General features: G+C 46.7%; 10 protein-coding genes. 9 read left to right on the top strand and 1 reads right to left on the bottom strand.

Annotated features, from left to right (window positions below; all coding sequences use genetic code 11):
- Positions 1–147 precede the first annotated feature (147 nt).
- On the bottom strand, positions 148–348 hold the full coding sequence (locus GPL15_RS24725) for a hypothetical protein (protein ID WP_215701345.1): 201 nt from the start codon (positions 346–348) through the stop codon (positions 148–150).
- 153 nt (positions 349–501) lie between these two features.
- Here GPL15_RS24725 and GPL15_RS24730 point away from each other — a divergent pair, with 153 nt between their 5' ends.
- The 9 genes from GPL15_RS24730 to GPL15_RS24770 all read left to right on the top strand — a co-directional run bounded on the left by GPL15_RS24730 (position 502) and on the right by GPL15_RS24770 (position 18,151).
- Positions 502–1,761 (top strand): hypothetical protein, encoded by a 1,260-nt coding sequence (locus GPL15_RS24730; RefSeq protein ID WP_215701346.1) that lies wholly within the window; start codon positions 502–504, stop codon positions 1,759–1,761.
- Between the two features lie 82 nt (positions 1,762–1,843).
- On the top strand, positions 1,844–4,825 hold the full coding sequence (locus tag GPL15_RS24735; protein ID WP_215701347.1) for a hypothetical protein: 2,982 nt from the start codon (positions 1,844–1,846) through the stop codon (positions 4,823–4,825).
- On the top strand, positions 4,822–6,099 hold the full coding sequence (locus tag GPL15_RS24740; protein ID WP_215701348.1) for a hypothetical protein: 1,278 nt from the start codon (positions 4,822–4,824) through the stop codon (positions 6,097–6,099). The genes GPL15_RS24735 and GPL15_RS24740 overlap by 4 nt, the downstream gene beginning before the upstream one ends.
- Before the next feature lie 249 nt (positions 6,100–6,348).
- Positions 6,349–11,526 (top strand): InlB B-repeat-containing protein, encoded by a 5,178-nt coding sequence (locus tag GPL15_RS24745; protein ID WP_215701349.1) that lies wholly within the window; start codon positions 6,349–6,351, stop codon positions 11,524–11,526.
- A 323-nt stretch (positions 11,527–11,849) separates the two neighbouring features.
- A complete protein-coding gene (locus tag GPL15_RS24750) occupies positions 11,850–13,913 on the top strand; it encodes a TRAP transporter fused permease subunit (protein ID WP_215701350.1) in 2,064 nt (687 codons plus the stop codon).
- A 17-nt stretch (positions 13,914–13,930) separates the two neighbouring features.
- Entirely contained in the window at positions 13,931–14,890 is a 960-nt protein-coding gene (locus GPL15_RS24755; protein ID WP_215701351.1) for a TAXI family TRAP transporter solute-binding subunit, read from the top strand.
- A 27-nt stretch (positions 14,891–14,917) separates the two neighbouring features.
- Positions 14,918–16,108 (top strand): DUF362 domain-containing protein, encoded by a 1,191-nt coding sequence (locus tag GPL15_RS24760; protein ID WP_215701352.1) that lies wholly within the window; start codon positions 14,918–14,920, stop codon positions 16,106–16,108.
- A 71-nt stretch (positions 16,109–16,179) separates the two neighbouring features.
- Positions 16,180–16,920 (top strand): IclR family transcriptional regulator, encoded by a 741-nt coding sequence (locus GPL15_RS24765; RefSeq protein WP_215701353.1) that lies wholly within the window; start codon positions 16,180–16,182, stop codon positions 16,918–16,920.
- 247 nt (positions 16,921–17,167) lie between these two features.
- Positions 17,168–18,151 carry a Gfo/Idh/MocA family oxidoreductase gene (locus tag GPL15_RS24770; RefSeq protein ID WP_215701354.1) on the top strand — a complete coding sequence of 328 codons (984 nt, stop codon included), beginning with the start codon at positions 17,168–17,170 and terminating at the stop codon, positions 18,149–18,151.
- Positions 18,152–18,338 lie beyond the last annotated feature (187 nt).

Here is an 18,338-nt window from a genome sequence, read left to right on the forward strand (position 1 = left end):
CCCTTTATGTTAAATTTGCTTTTAATTACTTTAGCCAGAGAACACCAGCAGGAAAGCGGGAGGAGGGGACGGACTGGCTGTTTGGATGGGGGCGGGCCCAGGGGAATCCTTCGGGGATGAAAGCCATCTGGAAACCGTTAGTGAAACTTAGGTTCCAGGGATAGAAATAGACGGGCAGAAACTGAAAACCGAATCAGTTTCTGAGATGCCCACTGAACGGTAAAGTCCCATAAAGAGTTTACCGTGAATGGGCATCGGACCGTCTTTTTCTGTCCCTGGAGCCTTAGTTTCACTTACGGTTGGAAGCTGGTTTTCATCCCCGAAGGATTCCCCTGGGCCCGCCCCCATCCAAACAGCCAGTCCGTCCCCTCCTCCCGCTTTCCTGCGTAACTTTCTCCCATAAATCCCAATTTGATGATTTATGGTGAATATTTCGTGAATATCTGTTAAAATAGCAGAAGATGGATATCGGGACTATATTTAACGGATGAGGTGGCAGGTATGCAGTTGGAGAAAACATCAATATCAAAAAGCTTTTATGATAACGCGGCCGCCAGCCTTTTGACCATCCGGGACGCTGTGGAATATCTTGAGAAGGAAGTTAAAACCCGCACCCTGAGAGAAAAACTGGAGAAATTCGGAGGCGGGCGGGATCTGCAGAAAGTGCTGGTGGAGGGCCTGCTGGAGAATGATCCGGCCCGGAAAAAGGATTCTGTGGAGAGACGGGTGAGAGGCTGGCTGAGTAACGGCAACGACCGTTCTATCGATAAGCAGGCAGCGATAGAGGTATGTTTTATCCTGAAGCTTTCCATAGGAGAGGCAGACCAATTGGTGACCATGGTTTCAGAAGAAGCCCTGCATTATCGCAATCCCGATGAGATTGTGTACATATTTGCCCTTCAGCACGGCATAACATACCCGGAAGCGGTGAGGTTGAATGATCAGATGAAGGAAATCCTGTCAAAGATCAAAGACAGCAGCGAACTTTCTGAAAATAGTTTTACACCAATTATCCGCTCGGAAGTTTCCGCCCTTCAGACAAAAGAAGAACTGGCGGACTACCTGGAACATTCCGTGGGACGCCTTGGGCGGTATCACAATAACGCATACCAGGAGTTCATGAGCCGGTTGGAGATGTTAGAGAGCCCCCGGATGGATGAGGCTGAATTGAGGGGAGGCGGGTTTGATGATGAACATTTAACCATGCGTGACATCCTCAGAGAATATCTTTTCGAAAAAAATGTTATTTATGCCATGGAGCGGGCAGGCAAACGGACGGAAAAGAGAAAAAGCCGGGGCCGGGATCAGGTTCAGGAGCTATCGGAAGAAAAACTTGTATTTACAAAAGTCCAGGAAAATATCAGCAAGAGCTGGCCGGATGAAAGCACCCTTTCCAAGATGAAATCCAGGAAAATTGATGTAACCCGGAGGGTTCTGATCCTGTTGTTTATCGCAACCGACCAGGGGAAAGACTGGGGGAGGGAATCGGAGGAACTGGAAAAGGCATATAAAGACGAGGTGGGCCATGATTATTATGTCTATGATGACTGGGACGACGAGCTGACTGAGGATGAGGTGTTTGAGGATATTTATACCCGTCTCAATGACATGCTGTCCCTTTGCGGTTTTGCCATGCTGGACCCCCGGTCTCCATTTGACTGGCTGATTTTATACTGTATCTGTGTGGATGATATCTTTGATATCGACATACGGATGCGGGGAATTTTCAAAGAAATGTTCGGAGAGAGGCTGGAAGAATAAGGAAAATAATTTCAAGTCCATTTTCATGGATATGGTACAGTAAAACTGCGAATTGAGAAACCATGATTAAATGGAGAGAGATATGGACAGAAGAAGTGTATTAAAAAAAGGAACAATCCTGCCTTTTCCCGGAATGTTATGCACAATTGAGTCGCTGGCCGGAAAGGGATCAAATGCAGTCGTCTATCTCGGTTCTTACCCGGATCACCAGCAGCCGGACCTGCGCCACCGTGTACTGATTAAAGAACTGTTTCCCCATCATCCGAGAGGGGCGATTTACAGGAATGAAGAGAATGAGATTTGTTTTGACGTGGGTGCGGCGGAAACCATGCGGCTTCAACGGGCCGGATTTGTCAGGGCCAATGAAATACATATCCGGCTGCTTAGAGATCATCCGGGAGATATCGATTTTAATATCAATACATTTTCCCTCCATAATACGCTGTATTCTGTTTTGGGATTTTCCGGCGGCAGAAGCTTGGATAAGGAGTTAAATGCGCCCGGAGCGGAACGGATTTTGCTGTCTGTCCACATCAGAAGGATGCTTGGGGCGCTGGATGTTTTGGAAGTATTCCATGAATCCGGCTATCTGCATCTGGACATCAGCCCGGAAAATATACTGCTGATCGGAGAAGGGAAAAAGGAACGGGTCAGCCTGATTGATTATAACAGTGTCCATACATTGGAAGAAATCCGGAATGGGGATTCCGCCTGCAACAGCGCCAGGGAAGGTTATACGGCCCCGGAGATCCGCATGAAACGGGTTGATTCCATCGGTTATACTTCAGATCTCTATGCGCTGACCGCCGTATTTTACCGCTGCATTTCCGGGAGGGAGCTGTCGGCCATGCAGGTGGTTCGGGCAGTTGTCCCCGATCTGTCGGGAGCAAAATGTTTAGATGGGATGCCGGATACGGTTCTTAGCATGGTGAGACAGGTATTGAGGCAGGGATTGTCATCGGTCAGGAGCCGGAGATATAATACTGCGGCAGACATGCGGCAGGATCTGGAAGAGCTTCTGGACCGGATCAATGGAAAGGGGATTACCCATTGGGCCCTTTGGGAAACCGGGCGGATTAATGTGCTGCACACCATTAAAGCCAATCCGGCCCTGGAATATGTAAGGGAAGATGAAAAAATCTATCCTCTGGCCGGTGTGCGGGCGGACGGTACTGCGGTTACGCTCACGGAACTGTTTAGGCAGCTGGCCGCGTCAGGGGGACAATCCGTCATGATGCTGGGTGGGGCAGGCATGGGAAAAACCACCGCCCTGTTAAGAAATGCATACCGGCAGAGAACTGTGTATTCAGCCTGTGAACCGGCTTTCGCTTATATTTCCCTGTACGGATGGAACAACGGCGGCAGCGAGTTCATCAAGAATAAACTGCTGGAAAATCTCAGGTTTAAGCCGGAAACAGACTGCATTGAAACCGCCAGGCACGATTTGATCCGCCTGCTGTCTTCTCCGCTGTATACGAAATGGGGAGAACGCCCCAAACTTCTGATCCTTTTAGACGGGTTAAATGAAGCGTCAGGTGATCTCACCCTGCTCATGAAGGAAATCACAGAACTGTCAGCTATGGCAGGGGTGCGGATTCTATTGACCAGCCGCAGTGAGATCGCGGCCCTGCCTTTTCCTAAAATAACGCTGAGGCAGTTAGAAGAGGAGGAAGTGACCGCTGTTCTTTCAGAAAACGGCATTCTGCCTCCTGATAACCATGAACTGTTTCAGCTGCTCCGCACCCCGATGATGCTGTCCATTTTTGTTAAGACCGCATTAGAAGGGAAAAAACAGCTGTTTATAGATACCCAGGAACAGCTTCTTACCAGTTACCTTTCCTCCCTTCTGGATAAGGAGATGAAAAAATATCCGGAAGATTCCTCTGAGCGCTGGCGGGTGGACGCGGCATTGCACTATGTTCTTCCGGAGATGGCCAGCTTTCTGCATGCCAGGGAAGCGGCGGCTTCCAACCGGGAACTTCTTCCGGTAATTGAAAAATGTTTCCGGAGACTGTCAACTCAGGATATGACAGCCGTATTTCCCCAATGGATCGGGCATTTGTCAGACATTCAGGGAGAGACCCGGAATGCAGAAGCATGGTACGGACAGATGGTTCACAACATCCTTTGGAGACGGCTGGGGCTGATCATCAGGGATGAAGAAGGAAATTACAGGATTGTCCACCGGTTGATTGAAGAGTACCTGATCGGCATAAGGCAGGACTTCAATCATAAATTTTTACGGCGCAGAAGAATACGCGGCGGCATCGGAGCAGCCCTGTTTCTGGTTTTGATGACCGCTTTCTGCCAGGGCGTTTATTTACGGGACCGATCAATTTTGGTTACCGCAGATGTAAAGGCGTATTATGATATGGACCTTTCACAAAATGTATTCGATACGGCATTTGCCGCATATGTGGATGCCGCCGCCCAATATGATAATGTAGTGAATCTTTTGGACTGCCTTGAGCAGGAGCGTGTTGATGATATTGACTACAATACAAAGCTGCGCCGCTGCAAAAAGGATTTGAGAGAGGAACCGGCAGATCAGAAGGCGTTTGCGGCTTCGCTTTTAGATAAACTGCTGGTCAGCGGCCGGATTATGCCTTGGTCTGAACTGTCCTTGAATACGGAAATCTATAAGTCTCTGACCTCCCTCCCTGCGGACCGGGCGGATGATTATCTGAAATACGTTGAAATTCTGGAACGGCTGAAGCAGGATCAGGATTTATGGGATGAGTTTGGAGAAGACTATGTGGCCGATTTTAGAAAAGCTGTAGAGTGTGATGCCTATATAGCCGGAAAATACTATTGGTTACTGCTGGAACCGGAATTATCCGCTATGAAAAACAGTCCATCAGAAGCGGAAGCTGATAATTATCATTTTTATATGAAGAATATCGCCCTGTATCCGAGGCAGAATGAAATTACGGCTGCGTCGGAAGCTGATGATATTGAAAACAACTTAGAAGTTTACAGAGCAAACCAGTCGGCGGCGTGGCGTTTATTCCTGAAAAACGCCGCTGTCAATTTAGCCGGAAGTACAGGAGAAAACGGAATATGAAGAAAACTTTTACGGCAAAAATAATGCCGGCTTTATTGGCGTCGGTTTTGGTTTTGGGACTGAACGGATGTGTATCCGGAAACAGGACGGCTGAAAGCCTGAAACAGACGGAATCCATGGAAACCGCTCAAACAGCCCGAACTGCGGAAACTGAGACAACAGAGACGGAGATTCTCACCATTGATTCACCGGAAAAAAACGCGGCGGTTAAACATCTTCTGGACATGTGGTCAGACTACCTTCAGTTGCTTGATAAGATATATGCCAGCCAGTTATGGGCTTTTGATTACGTGGAACATTATGTGAACAGCGGGGACTGGAACGACCTTGCAAAAGCCAGAACCGCTTGTATCGCATCGGCACATTATCTTTCGGAACTGGCCATGACAGAAGAAGATTTAACGGAGGAAGAGTACCTTATATTGGCGGATGCCGGCATTGATATCGCTTATCAAACGGATAAAGCCAAGTCAATTCAGGAAAGCCAGGAAGAAGCTCACAGGCTGATTCGTGAATTCATACTGGAATATCTGGAAACGCATATATTCTATTCCAGGCGGGTGGATCTTCTGAACAAGCAGATTTCTATAAATAGAGAATATATACAGTGCATGAGTGAATATGAATGCGCAACGGTCAATTATATGCTTCTCTCATTGGAGGATGAAAGGCTGGCGCAGGATTACTGGACCGCCATGCCGGAGAAATATCCGGCGCTCTGCAGAGGGTATAGAGACTGGATCGGCAATGAGAAGGACCTGATGGATGCCGGAGATGCGTATTTAGACGGCCTTGACGCTGTCATTTTAAAGCAGTCCGATCTGACCTCCGGCTTAGAGGCGGAGTTGTATACCATGAATCAGATTATTGAGAATAAGGATGCGGAAAAACTGTTGTCCTCCGCATTTATTATGAAAAATACGCCTGAGCTTCTGCCGATGCCTGAATGGTATGATCCCCAGACTGCCGGATATTTGAGCTTTGTTTTAAACCCTGACGGCAGCATCCGGTATCCGGAATCGGGAGATGTTCTGGAGGACGAAGCCTATGGGATGTATATTCAGATAACAGAGCTTGCGGAAGAGGATATCGACTGGTATATCGGGGTGGTAAAGGATTTGGGACAGGATGCATGGAGGCTTGAAGGGGAAAATAAATGGTATATCAGAATGCCGGATTACAATGTTCAGATCAGCCTGGAAAACGGGACGGCCGCGCTGATTTTTAACGGGCAGGACGTGACATTCGCCCCGCCATGGTATTTGAAATTATAAAATATGAAGTGAGTGATAGAAGATGGCGCTGAACCTCAGAGTTTATGGTTTGGCTCCATTTTTTGTGTTTTAATGATATATTATGGATGGCTGAGAGGGAGGGGAGTGGGTCCGGTTACACCGGAAACGAGTTTCAAAAAAATTCCAGATCATTTGATATTCTATGCTTGTCGAGAGAAATAAACAGATCATTTTCATTGGCGTAAGGCATGAATACGCCAAATGGATTGATGGGACAGGAGGATCGGAATGCGAAGATTGAAACTTGTAAAGGGGACTACCAAAAAAGCGATTGCCATGGCATCCGCTTTCATGATGACGTTTGGTACAGCAGCAGGAAATGTGTCTGTAATATCCGCATATGCTGAAACAACAGAGATCAGGGATTTTACAGACAATTACGAGGGCGCTGAAGGTGCGGCGGCGGAAAACACAGAAGAGAATGGTGAATCCAAAGAAAACAGCGAAGCCGGAGAATCGGGGGAAAGCGGGAAAACCGATGAAACCGGAGGAAGCGGTGAAACTGATGAAAGCGGAGAAACCGGAGGAAGCGGTGAAACTGGAGGAAACGGTGAAAGCGGCGGAAACAGCGATGAAAGCGGAGAAACCGGAGGAAGCGGTGAAACTGGAGGAAACGGCGAAACTGGAGGAAGCGGTGAAACTGGAGGAAGCGGTGAAACTGGAGGAAGCGGAGAAACCGGAGGAAGCGGTGAAACTGGAGGAAGCGGTGAAACTGGAGGAAACGAGGAAACTGGAGGAAGCGGTGAAACTGGAGGAAGCGGCCAAACGGGAGAAACCGATGAAGCTGGCGAAAACGGGGGAACTGGTGAAACGGGAGAAACCGGTGGAACTGGCGAAAGCGAAGAAACCGGCGAAAGTGTAGAAGATGGAAAATCAGAAGAAACCGACGAATCAAAAGGGGATGGAGAAACCGATGGAAACGGTTCTGCTGATGATGCAGAAAAGTCTGATGAGAATAAGGCAAATGATAAGGACGTTTCTAATGCTGAAAAACAGCCGGAGATCATTGATGATAAACAGCAGAACGCAATCCAGCCGACTGAGCCTCAGCAGAGGGCGGCAACATTAGCGGAAATAATCGACAACGGTTATTGGTATATTTTATTTGGGGATATTATACAGGATGGTGGTTATTATTATCTGAAAAATGAATCAGGTGAAAAGGGAGAGAAAATCACCAATCAGTATATAGAGACACAGCAGGTTGAAAAAGGATCCATTATCCGCTATTTAGATGCAGATGGCAAGGTAGTGGCAAAGCAGTGGCTGGAAGAGGGAGATTCTTTCCGATATGCCAACGGTGACGGAGAAATACTTTTTAATGAAAAGAATGCTGTAACCGGCGGTTTTTTGGGAGATTTTGATGAATATGGTTACTGGGCACCTGCCGATCCCGGTTTTCATGAAACAAAGCTTACAAAAGGTGTTTTCATAATACAGTATGTGGGAAAAGGCGGAAGAATTGAAGGAATTGGCGGAGCAGATGGCAAAAGGCATACTCAGCAATACTGCTTTAAGGAAGAAGGGGGAGTAAAGACCTGTTATCTGCTTGATAAAGACAGAAAGACGGTTTTAGATGATAAACCCATAGCCAATACATGGATTGAAGACCTTCGCACAGATGATCTTGGACATGTGATAACCGGTTCAAATGAAGAGAAGATAGAGATTGAGGGCAAATACTACACTTTTAATGAAGTAGGCAATAGCACATTGATTACTAATACCTTTATCGGCGAGGGAGAAAATAAAATCTATGTAGGTGAAGACGGAGCTCAGGTTAAGGGTGAGTTTGTATCTTATGAGGGAGATACCATTTATATCGATACAGACGGTAAACAGGCATTCCGCAAATGGATAGAGATTAACGGTAAGTTCCGCTATGTAAATGGTAAGGGCCATATGGTCATCGATGAAGATAAAGAAGCAGGCGGATTTTATGGTCATTTTGATAAAGAGGGTTACTGGACAGCGATCGAACATGTATTCTTTGAAAGCACTGTAGGGGGAACCACGGTTAAAAAGTACAGCGGCGCTGAGGGAAGAGTATGCGGAACTGGCGGAGAAGGCACTAAGAGACATACTTCCTTATACTGTTTTACGCTTGAAAACTGGGATTGTTATTTAGTTCCGGGTGAAGCGGATAGTTTAAGCGATGAGCAGAAGGTAAGCAGTAGATGGATCGAAGATTTATATGTTAACGAAAAGGGTACTCTGACGATCAACAAAGATTGCCAGGAAATTGATGACAAATACTATGATTTTGATGCCAACGGTCACAGCAGTCTGATCGTCGATGAATTCGTTACCGGCTCTGACGGGAAAGAATACTATGTCGGATCTGATGGTGCAAAGGTATTCAATGAAATGATCATTTATCAAAGTAACAGATATTATATCGGTGAAAGCGGACAAAAGGTTACTGAAAAATTACTTCCGGTAAATGGACAGTACTACTATTTTGGCACAGACGGAATAATGGCAGCCAACCAGTTTGTTACATTTGAGGGCAGCCTATATTATGTCGACGCAGGGGGTAAAATGGTAACCAGTCAATTTGCAACAGTTGGAGGAGACACGTTCTACTTTGGCGCTGATGGGAAGCAAGTGGTGAACAGCCTTGTAACCGATGAAACCGGAACCTATTATGTAGGAACAGAAGGGAAAAAGCTGACCAGCCAGATCGTAACGGTTACTGGTGACGAAAATAAAAATGGCGACTATTATGTGGATGAGACCGGCAAAGTGGTGACCAGCCAGTTTGTCACTTCCGAAGCAGGTACATTTTACTTTGGAGCGGACGGAAAGAAGGCGCTGAATCAGTTTGTAACCGATGAAACCGGAACCTACTATGTGGGAGCGGATGGAACAAAACTGACCGGCCAGTTCATAACAGTTGGGACAGATACCTATTATGTTGATGCGGACGGCAGACAAGTGACCAGCCGGTTTGCCACCTATGACGGAAAGACTTACTATTTCGGCGACGATGGAAAGAAAGTGGTAAGCAGCTTTGTGACTGATGAAACCGGAACCTATTATGTAGGAACCGACGGTCTGAAGGTAATGAACCAGTTCGCGAAAGATGAAACCGGATCTTACTATATGGGAACAGACGGAAAGATGTTATACAGCCAGTTCATCACTGTCGGAACAGACACTTACTGCGTAGGAGACGACGGCAGGATGGCCACTAACCAGTTTGCCACTTATGAAGGAAAAACTTATTATTTTGGCGCTGAAGGAAAGAAAGTGCTGAATCAGTTTGTAACGGATTCCACGGGAACCTACTATGTAGGCGAAGACGGGGAAATCTTAGCGGATGAGCTGATTACGGTTGGAACCGATACCTACTATGTTGATGCGGACGGCAAAAAGGTGACCAGCCAGTTCGTAGAGGTTGGAGACGATACCTTCTATTTTGGCGCGGACGGAAAGCAGGCGTTCAACAGGCTTGTAACGGATTCCACCGGAACCTATTATATGGGTGCAGACGGAAGAAAGGTAACCAGCCAGTTTGTGACAGATGGAACGGATACCTACTGCGTGGATGAAGAAGGCCGGATCGTAACCAGCCAGTTTGCCACTTATGGAGAAGACACATTCTATTTTGGATCAGACGGAAAGAAAGCGGTCAGCCGTTTTGTAACCGAGGGTTCGGATACCTATTATGTGGGCGCGGACGGTAAAAAGGTGACAAAACAGTTCGCCACATACGGAAATGATACCTTCTATTTTGGGGATGACGGAAAGAAAGTAACGAATCAGTTTGTAGCAGATGAAACTGGAACTTACTATGTAGGAGCAGACGGCAGAAAACTGACCAGCCAATTTGTTTCAGATGGTGTCCACACCTTTTATATGGCAGAAGACGGTAAGATGGCAATCCGCCGTTGGATTAATGATGCCAGGGGCTTCCGGTATGTGAACGGAAAAGGCTACATGCAGGTCAATACTACAAAAGTGACAGGCGGATTTTACGGCCGGTTTGACGCAGAAGGTTACTGGACAGATATTTCAAATACATTCTTTAAGGATGAGCTGGTAGACGGCACGATTGTGACAAAATATTCCGGAGCAGACGGCAAGGTTGCGGGAATCGGTGAAAAAGTCGAAGGCAGGAAATATTTCTGCTTCGAGGAGCGGGCCAATGGAACCTACTGCTATCTGATCGGCAGTGATGAAACCCCGGATGACGCAGTTCAGGCCGCAAACGTCTGGATCAGCGATATGTGGGTAAATGCGGACGGTTATCTGGTTAAGAACAGTGATTTCCCGGTAGACGGAGTTTACTATCGTTTTGATAAAGATGGACATGGAGCATTGATTAACTACCGGATTTCTTATGTGCTGGGCGGAGGGACCAACAGCGGAAATCCGGCTGCCTACAACGGCGCTATGGACACCATCATTTTAGCTGATTCCTCAAGGCCCGGTTACCGGTTTAGCGGATGGTATACGGATGAAAACTTTACAAACAGAATTACCCAGATTCCGGCCAAGAGTTATGGAGACATCACCCTGTATGCCAAATGGGAAGCCCTGTATAGCGAAAGTGACAGCGACAGCGATGACGGCGACGATTACTACAGCGGATCTGGCAGCAGTACCGGCAACAGCAGCAGTACCGGAAGCAGTATCGGCGCTAATACGGGAGTGAACGCCGGCCCTGCCGCGAATGCAGATACCAATGCAGGAACTGCCGGAAACACGTCTCCTGTATCCATATCGGTAGGCGCGGATCAAAGCGTAACCGTACAACATGGCGAAGTCACCGTAGCGGCGGATTTGACCCTGACCGGCGCGGGAAGCTTAAACAACAATACCATTGTTTCCGTAAAAGAAACTGCGGCAGTTACCATGGCGGAAGGACAGAAAGCTGAAATCGCCACGATTGCGGTGGGCGCAGACGGCTCCACCAGATCACTTCTGGCATCCCAGGTGCAGGGAGCTACCGTACAGCAGACCACCATTACGGTGCAGGGAGTTACAGTAACGCAGAATGCCGTTGTATACGCGGATGGAACCAAGGTGGCGCAGAAATCAGGCGCTGTGGAACTGGAAGGATTTGCAGCCACTGTTATTTCAACAGAACAGGCAATCCAAAGCGGAGCCCAGACGATTGCCGCAGCATATAACGATAAGGTGGAGATAGATTTAAACCAGTACCAGCAGATTGGCGCGGCAGTGGCTTACGAAGTGACGCCGGGCGTGAACGGCACAGTTCCCCAGACACAGGTGGAACAGACCAGTTTTACACCAGGCCAGGAAGTGAAAGCGCTGATCACCGATGCGGCAGGAAATGTATCAGCAGTCACCGTTGTTGTGGGGGAAAATGGAGTCGTCCAGTACCCGATTCCGGGCGTCAACTGTATTGTCAGATTTATGGTGCCTAAAACAGCATAGGACTTTAGTTCATACAAAAGAGAGGTCCAGAGAATTTTTTTGGTTTGAAATATTAAAATTAATTTGATAAAGAGAAAGCAGACCGGGAGTTCGGCAAATATAAATGCAGAACTCCCGGTCTGTTCTTGTATTAAGATATAAAAGTAAAAATGCACAAATAAATACATAAAATATTGAGCTGATAAACAAAAATAAACAAAAATGTTGACACGCTATTACGTCTATGTTATAAAGAGAATATAGAAGTCCGAATTACGTAATTAAAGTCCGTATAGCGGACTTAAAAGGCACCCATCGTATCCATGAAGGAAAGGAGCAAGGCTGTGTTAAAAGAAAACAAAAGAGGGAACCCGGTTACACTGGATAACACTGGATCTGCGGCAGGGGAAAGAAACAGGGCAGAGAGTGTTGAGGATCTGGCAGCACAGGAGGAGGCGAGAGCTAAAACCCAGCAAATTATGGAGGAGGTTGACAATGAAAGCCGTTTATGTTCCTATCAGGGCATTGTAAAGGTCTTGATAACAGGCCTGTCCCTTATATGGGTGGTATTTCAGTTGTATTACAATACGATCGGAACCATGGAGGCCATAACTTTCCGGGCATGGCATGCTTTATTCCTTTTGACATTCTGTTTTCTGTTGTATCCGGGATATAAATCCCAGAACAGAAAACGGACGATGCCAACCATATTGGATCTTATACTGCTGGCGGCATCAGCATGTACCTTTTTATACTTCATATTTAATTATTCCAGGATTTCATTAAATGGTGGATTTGTAACAAAGACAGAAACAATCATCGGCCTCATAGCCATAATTCTGGTTTTTTTGGCAGCCAAGAGAGCTGCCGGAGGGCTTATGTGGCTGGCAATTATATTTCTGGCCTATACAATAGTGGGTAAATATATTGGCGGCAGCCTGGGGCATGCAGGATTTTCTTTAAAACGTCTTGTAGGCCATTTGTTCTGGGGAAGCCAGGGGCTTTTCGGAACCGGCATTGGCGTATCTGCAACATATATATTTGTATTTGTTTTATTTGGCGCATTTTTAAGCCAGAGCGGTTTTACCAACTTCATCAATAACATTTCCATGGCCTTAGTTGGGCGTTCTGTGGGTGGAGCGGCTAAGGTTGCCATTATTGGAAATGCTTTGATGGGGATGATTAATGGTTCCGCAACTGCTATAGTAGCGACAACTGGGAGTATCGCTATCCCCATGATGAAAAAAGCGGGATATACAAAGGAGTATTCAGGAGCGGTTGTGGCTGCGGCGGCAACAGGCGGGCAGTTTTGTCCCCCTGTTATGGGAGCGGTTGCGTTCCTCATGGCGGAATTTCTTGGTGTTTCTTATTCCGTTGTTTTGCTGGCAGCCATTATACCCGCAGCCCTGTATTACTTTGGAATGCTGATGGCAGTTCATTTTCAGGCCAAACGTTCCGGTCTTTCCGGTATTTCAAAAGATAATTTACCGGCGGCCATGGAGGTGCTGAAAAAAGACGGACATTTGGCGGCTCCTCTCATTTCTCTTTTGGGATTTATGATTGCAGGCTATACTCCGTTATTTGCCTGTGTGGTATCTATCTTTGTAACGATTGCTTTTTCCTGGCTGCGCAAAGAAACTAGAATGGGATGGTCAAAAATTGTGGCAGCTTGTGAGGAGGGCGTTCGGGGAGCGATCAGCGTTGGAGTTTGCTGCCTTATCATTGGAATCGTTGTGGGCGTGACCTCCTTAACGGGCCTGGGCCTGAAGTTTGGCTTCTTAATGCTAAAGGTGGTGGGGCCTGGCGAATTATTGAAGTGCGCGGTTATGGTTGCTATTATGAGCACCATTTTAGGTATGGGAGTTCCCGGCATCGCAGCTTATGTTATTGTAACCGCAGTAGCAGTTCCTGTTATGGTAAAAGTTGGCTGCCCGCTGCTTCCGGCTCATTTATTCTGTTTGTTTTATGCATCCCTCTCCAATATTACGCCTCCTGTTGCAATTTCTGCATATGTGGCATCAGGTATTGCGGGTTCTGATCAGAATAAGACCGGCTGGTTGGCCGTGCGTGTGGGTTTATCCGGTTTCCTTCTGCCATTTTTCTTCCTGATCAATCCGGTTCTGTTAATCGGGTGTGCGCCTAAAGGCACAGGAACATTGGCGGTGATAAGCGCAATTGGCGGCGCTGCCATTGGAATTCTGCTCTTGTCAGCCGGTACGGAAGGATGGCTGATCGGAAAGAGCCGCGGCATAGAAAGAGCCATGTGCATAGGTGCGGCGTTATGTCTCATCGACACACGCATTATCACGGATGTGGCAGGAATAGGACTGGCTGTTTTTGTAATAGCGGTTCAGATTATCCGCAGACGTAAGGGATCAGGAGATACGCCCGCAGTTTCGGGCAGTTGACCGGGGAGGGAAAAAATATGAAGAAGATAACAGCATTATTAATCGGCTGCATAATGATAATAAGTCTTTTCGGATGCAGTTCCAATAAAAATAAGTATTATGTCAACTTTCCGACTGCCGGAACTTCAGGTTCAGTGTATTCACTGGGGGCAACTCTTGCCAACCTCTGGAATGAAAACATTGATGGGATCCAGGTTTCGGCAGAAGCCTCCAACGGCGGCGTCCATAACCTGGTGCTGATGTCAGAAGGCGATGCAAAGATGGGAGTCGCCGTTACCAGTATTATTACCCAGCAGAAAGAGGGGACGGATGTATTTGAGGGCCATCAGTATGACGGCGCCAGGATCATCTGCTCCCTGTACAGCAATTATAACCAGGTAGTGGCTACGGAAAAATCGGGAATTAATACATTGGAGGATATCAAAGGCAAACGGTTTGCGCCGGGAGCGGCGGGCAGCACTCCTGAGGTGGAAACCAGAATCCATCTGGAAGCTCTGGGATTTGATTATCCGGCAGATATTTCAGGCCAGTATGTTGGATTTACGGAAGCTGTAGACCTGATGCGCAACCAACAGCTTGACGGAGCATGGATCCAGTCTGCGCTTCCTGTGTCGGCAGTCAGTGAGATGTGTTCCACAGCAGGAGGCCACCTTGTACCGATGACGGAGGAACTGGTTGAACAGTTGAGCCAGGAATATCCATGGTACAACAAATCCTATATCCCAGCAGGAACTTATGATGGACAGGATCAGGATATCCTTACAACCAGCCTTCCGATTACGCTGATTGTGGATGAAAGTGTGCCGGAGGAGATTGTATACCAGATGACAAAGCTGATGTGGGAAAATATAGACACCCTGAAAAAATCAATGGGTTCCTTGAAAAATGCCACTCTTGAAAAAGCAACGGAAGGCATCGGAGATATTCCTCTTCATCCGGGAGCTGAGAGATATTACAGGGAGATGGGTGTTTTGTAAAACTTGTCAGCAAGATAGGAGTATGATATGATAGAAAAAAAGTTGGTTTCGGTCAAACATGGATATGAGCCGTGGGAAATGGCCTACGATGCTTTAAAACGTGTTTTTGTCGATGACGTAAAAGGAAAGCGTGTGCTTTTAAAACCGAATGCAGGCCGAAAAGGCCCCGGTTTTACAGCCCTCTGCACCAGCCCTGAGGTAGTGCGTGGTGTAATCCGTTTCTTCAAGGAACAAAAAGCCGGTGAGATCCTCTGTGGTGATGGGGCGTTATGGGGGGTAAATGTCTGGGAGGCTATGGAAGAGGCAGGCATTTCAAAGGTGTGCGAAGAAGAGCAGGTAACTTGTGTCAATCTGGACGAAGCGCCTCCTGTCATTAAGGAGATACCAGGAGGGCTGATGGTAGACCGGCTGAAGTTCAGCTCACTGCCGTTTGAAGTGGATCTGGTAGTTTCCATACCAGTGATAAAAACCCATATGTACACAGGGGCTACACTCAGCATCAAGAACATGAAGGGTTGTCTGTATAAGATGGAAAAGACCATTTTACACAGGGTGAATAAACCCAGCCCGGACCCTGAGAAAGGGCGCTGCCTGGATTATGGCATTGCAGATATGACGGAAGTCCTGCTTCCTGATTATGCCGTTTTGGACGGCACGATCTGCATGGAAGGCTTCGGTCCCAGCGTGGGAACACCCATTAACCTGGATCTGGTTGCAGCCAGTAAGGATCCGACTGCGGCAGATTATGTGGGCGTTACCCTGATGGGTATGGAGTACGATGCCATTGCACATGTGAACCTGGTACATGAGCGCTGTGGTACGGCAGGCTTTGAAGACATTGAAGTGGAACCAACGGATTATATGAAATATGCGAAGAAATTCCTCACCGCAGATATGTCAACATTAGGTGATTATTATCCTAATATAGAAGTGATAGAAAAAGGAACCTGCAGCGCCTGCAGCGCATCCCTCATGAAGTTTGTACGGGACCATGGGCCTGGCCTGGAATCAGACAGAACATTTATTCTTGAGACAGGAAAGGATCTGACAGAAGAAGATATAAACCGGGAATGTGCGGTTTTGATCGGCAACTGTGCAGGACAATGTGCCAAAGGTTCCGGTAAAAGCTATTGTGCCGGATGTCCTCCGGTTGGATCCAGTATATTGGCTTTTATTCGCGGGGAGGAGACTAGGGAGGAAACGGAACGGACCTTCTGATGTCTGACGCGGAAAAGAGGTAAATGGGGTCCATGAACAATGAAAGCCAACACCAGGATGTAATAAACTCAGTGATTAAAACATTTAAGGTCCTGGAGATTATCAGTAAAGAAGGTAAGATCAGTGTGACGGAGCTGGTTAAAAAAAGCGGTATGACCAAAACCACGGTTCTGCGGATTCTGGCTACTTTAAAGCAGTGCAGGGCGGTGAAACAGGAAACGGATACCAAGCTTTACTGCCTGGATATCTTTCTTTACAGCCTGGGGATGAAGGTTCTCAATGTGTTCAGCCCGATTGATCAGATAAAGGTAATTGTTGAAGAGTTTACAAAAGAAGAAAGCCGGGACGGGCTTTTGGTACAGGTAGACGGTGACCATCTTGTTTATCTGGAAAGATTTAAACACAATGACCTGTATCGGGTGGTATCCACGCCCGGTACAAGGGCGCCCCTTATGTCGACTTCATCCGGAATGGCAATTTTGGCCTTTCTGCCGGATGAAAGGATACGGAGAGTATACGAAAGCAACCGGCTATTAATTGATAATGACACATATTTTGAAAATTTTGAGGAACTGGAAGCAGAAGTTGAAAAGATCAGGAGGAATGGTTATTATCTGGACTGGGAACGTCATAGAAAAGGGATCTGTTCTGTCTCCATACCGGTATACCACCCTAATGGGAGTGTATTTTATTCTCTTTCATTTCCCCAGCTGGTGTCCCAGACAGACCGGCATGAACTGATGATATTTGCCCAAAGGGCGAAAAAGCTTTCCGATATGCTTCGTGAACCGTTTGAGACGAGGGAAAATTAAAAATGTTTATGAATCAGCATACAAAGAGATGTGATTTCTCTTTGTATGCTTTTTTGTTCTTTAAAAGAATCCTGAACCGTCCGGTTTTGACAACGGATTGGCCAGAAAAATCATTTTATTTTATAAAAATAAACCGCAATATTTTTAAATACTAACGCCAGATAAATAAAAGGTTAACCGGTGACCTTTCCGTCAATTTGTGATATGATCGGAGTATAAACCAAGAATCAGCGATGGAGGAACAATTATGATACGTTTTGCAACAATCGGAACGAATTTTATTACAAAATGGTTTGTAGAAGCGGCAAAAGGATGCAGCGCCATGAAATATGCGGCTGCCTATTCCAGAACCGAAGACAGGGCAAAGTCATTTGCCGAAGAATTCGGGGCAGAAACGTATTATACGGATTTAGAGAAGCTGGCCCGTTCAGACGATATTGCCGGAGTTTATATCGCCAGCCCTAACAGCCTGCACTGTGAACAGGCAATGCTTATGATGGAGCATGGCAAACACGTTCTGTGCGAAAAAACGATTGCCAGCAACAGCAGGGAGTTAAAGGCCATGCTGGACTTGGCGGAGAAAAAGCAGGTTGTGCTCTTAGAAGCCATGAGATCCGTATTTGATCCGGGTTTTCTTGCCGTGTCCAGGAATCTGGGAAAGCTGGGGACAATCAGGCGGGCCAGTTTTCAATACTGCCAATATTCCTCCCGGTATGATAAGTTTAAGAGCGGAGTGATTGAAAATGCATTTAAACCGGAACTTTCTAACGGTGCGCTGATGGATATCGGAGTTTACTGTGTTCATCCCATGGTAAAATTATTCGGCCGCCCGGAATCTGTTTATGGGGAAGCCGTGCTGCTGGAAAACGGAATAGACGGTTTGGGAACCATTTTGGCCAGGTACGAAGGGATGCTGGCGGAACTGGCCTATTCTAAAATATCAAACAGCCAGATTCCCAGCCGGATTGAGGGAGAAGCCGGATGTATAGTCATAGATGCAATACAGAACCCATGCAATAGTTACATCGTTTATAATGATGGAGAAAAAGAAGAGATCAAGGTAGATAAAAATGAAAAAAATATGATATATGAAATAGAAGAATGGGCAAGGCTGATCGAAAATGGCTTAACAGCCGGAGAACATAACCGGTATTCGGTGATGGCGCTTGAAATCATGGATCAGGTGAGGGAACAGACGGGCCTGGTATTTCCGGCCGATCGGCCGTGTTAGAGGAGATGGATTTACTGAACAAACATTTAAAAAGCAGGCAGAAGGCGGATTCTCTGCCTGCTTTTTAATGCCTTTTTATGCTTTATCCGGAGTAATACGTCTGAAACGTAAAAATCTAAAACAAAAGAAACGTAAATAAAACGATTTTAATACAAAATAGACGATATAAATACATATAAGAGGTTTA

This window comes from Clostridium sp. MCC353, assembly GCF_018785315.1.
Lineage (GTDB): Bacteria > Bacillota > Clostridia > Lachnospirales > Lachnospiraceae > CHH4-2.

Coding starts and splice junctions, on each gene's coding strand:
- GPL15_RS24725 (WP_215701345.1), bottom strand. CDS start 348: ATGGGGGCGGGCCCAGGGGAATCCTTCGGGGATGAAAACCAGCTTCCA.
- GPL15_RS24730 (WP_215701346.1), top strand. CDS start 502: ATGCAGTTGGAGAAAACATCAATATCAAAAAGCTTTTATGATAACGCG.
- GPL15_RS24735 (WP_215701347.1), top strand. CDS start 1,844: ATGGACAGAAGAAGTGTATTAAAAAAAGGAACAATCCTGCCTTTTCCC.
- GPL15_RS24740 (WP_215701348.1), top strand. CDS start 4,822: ATGAAGAAAACTTTTACGGCAAAAATAATGCCGGCTTTATTGGCGTCG.
- GPL15_RS24745 (WP_215701349.1), top strand. CDS start 6,349: ATGCGAAGATTGAAACTTGTAAAGGGGACTACCAAAAAAGCGATTGCC.
- GPL15_RS24755 (WP_215701351.1), top strand. CDS start 13,931: ATGAAGAAGATAACAGCATTATTAATCGGCTGCATAATGATAATAAGT.
- GPL15_RS24760 (WP_215701352.1), top strand. CDS start 14,918: ATGATAGAAAAAAAGTTGGTTTCGGTCAAACATGGATATGAGCCGTGG.
- GPL15_RS24770 (WP_215701354.1), top strand. CDS start 17,168: ATGATACGTTTTGCAACAATCGGAACGAATTTTATTACAAAATGGTTT.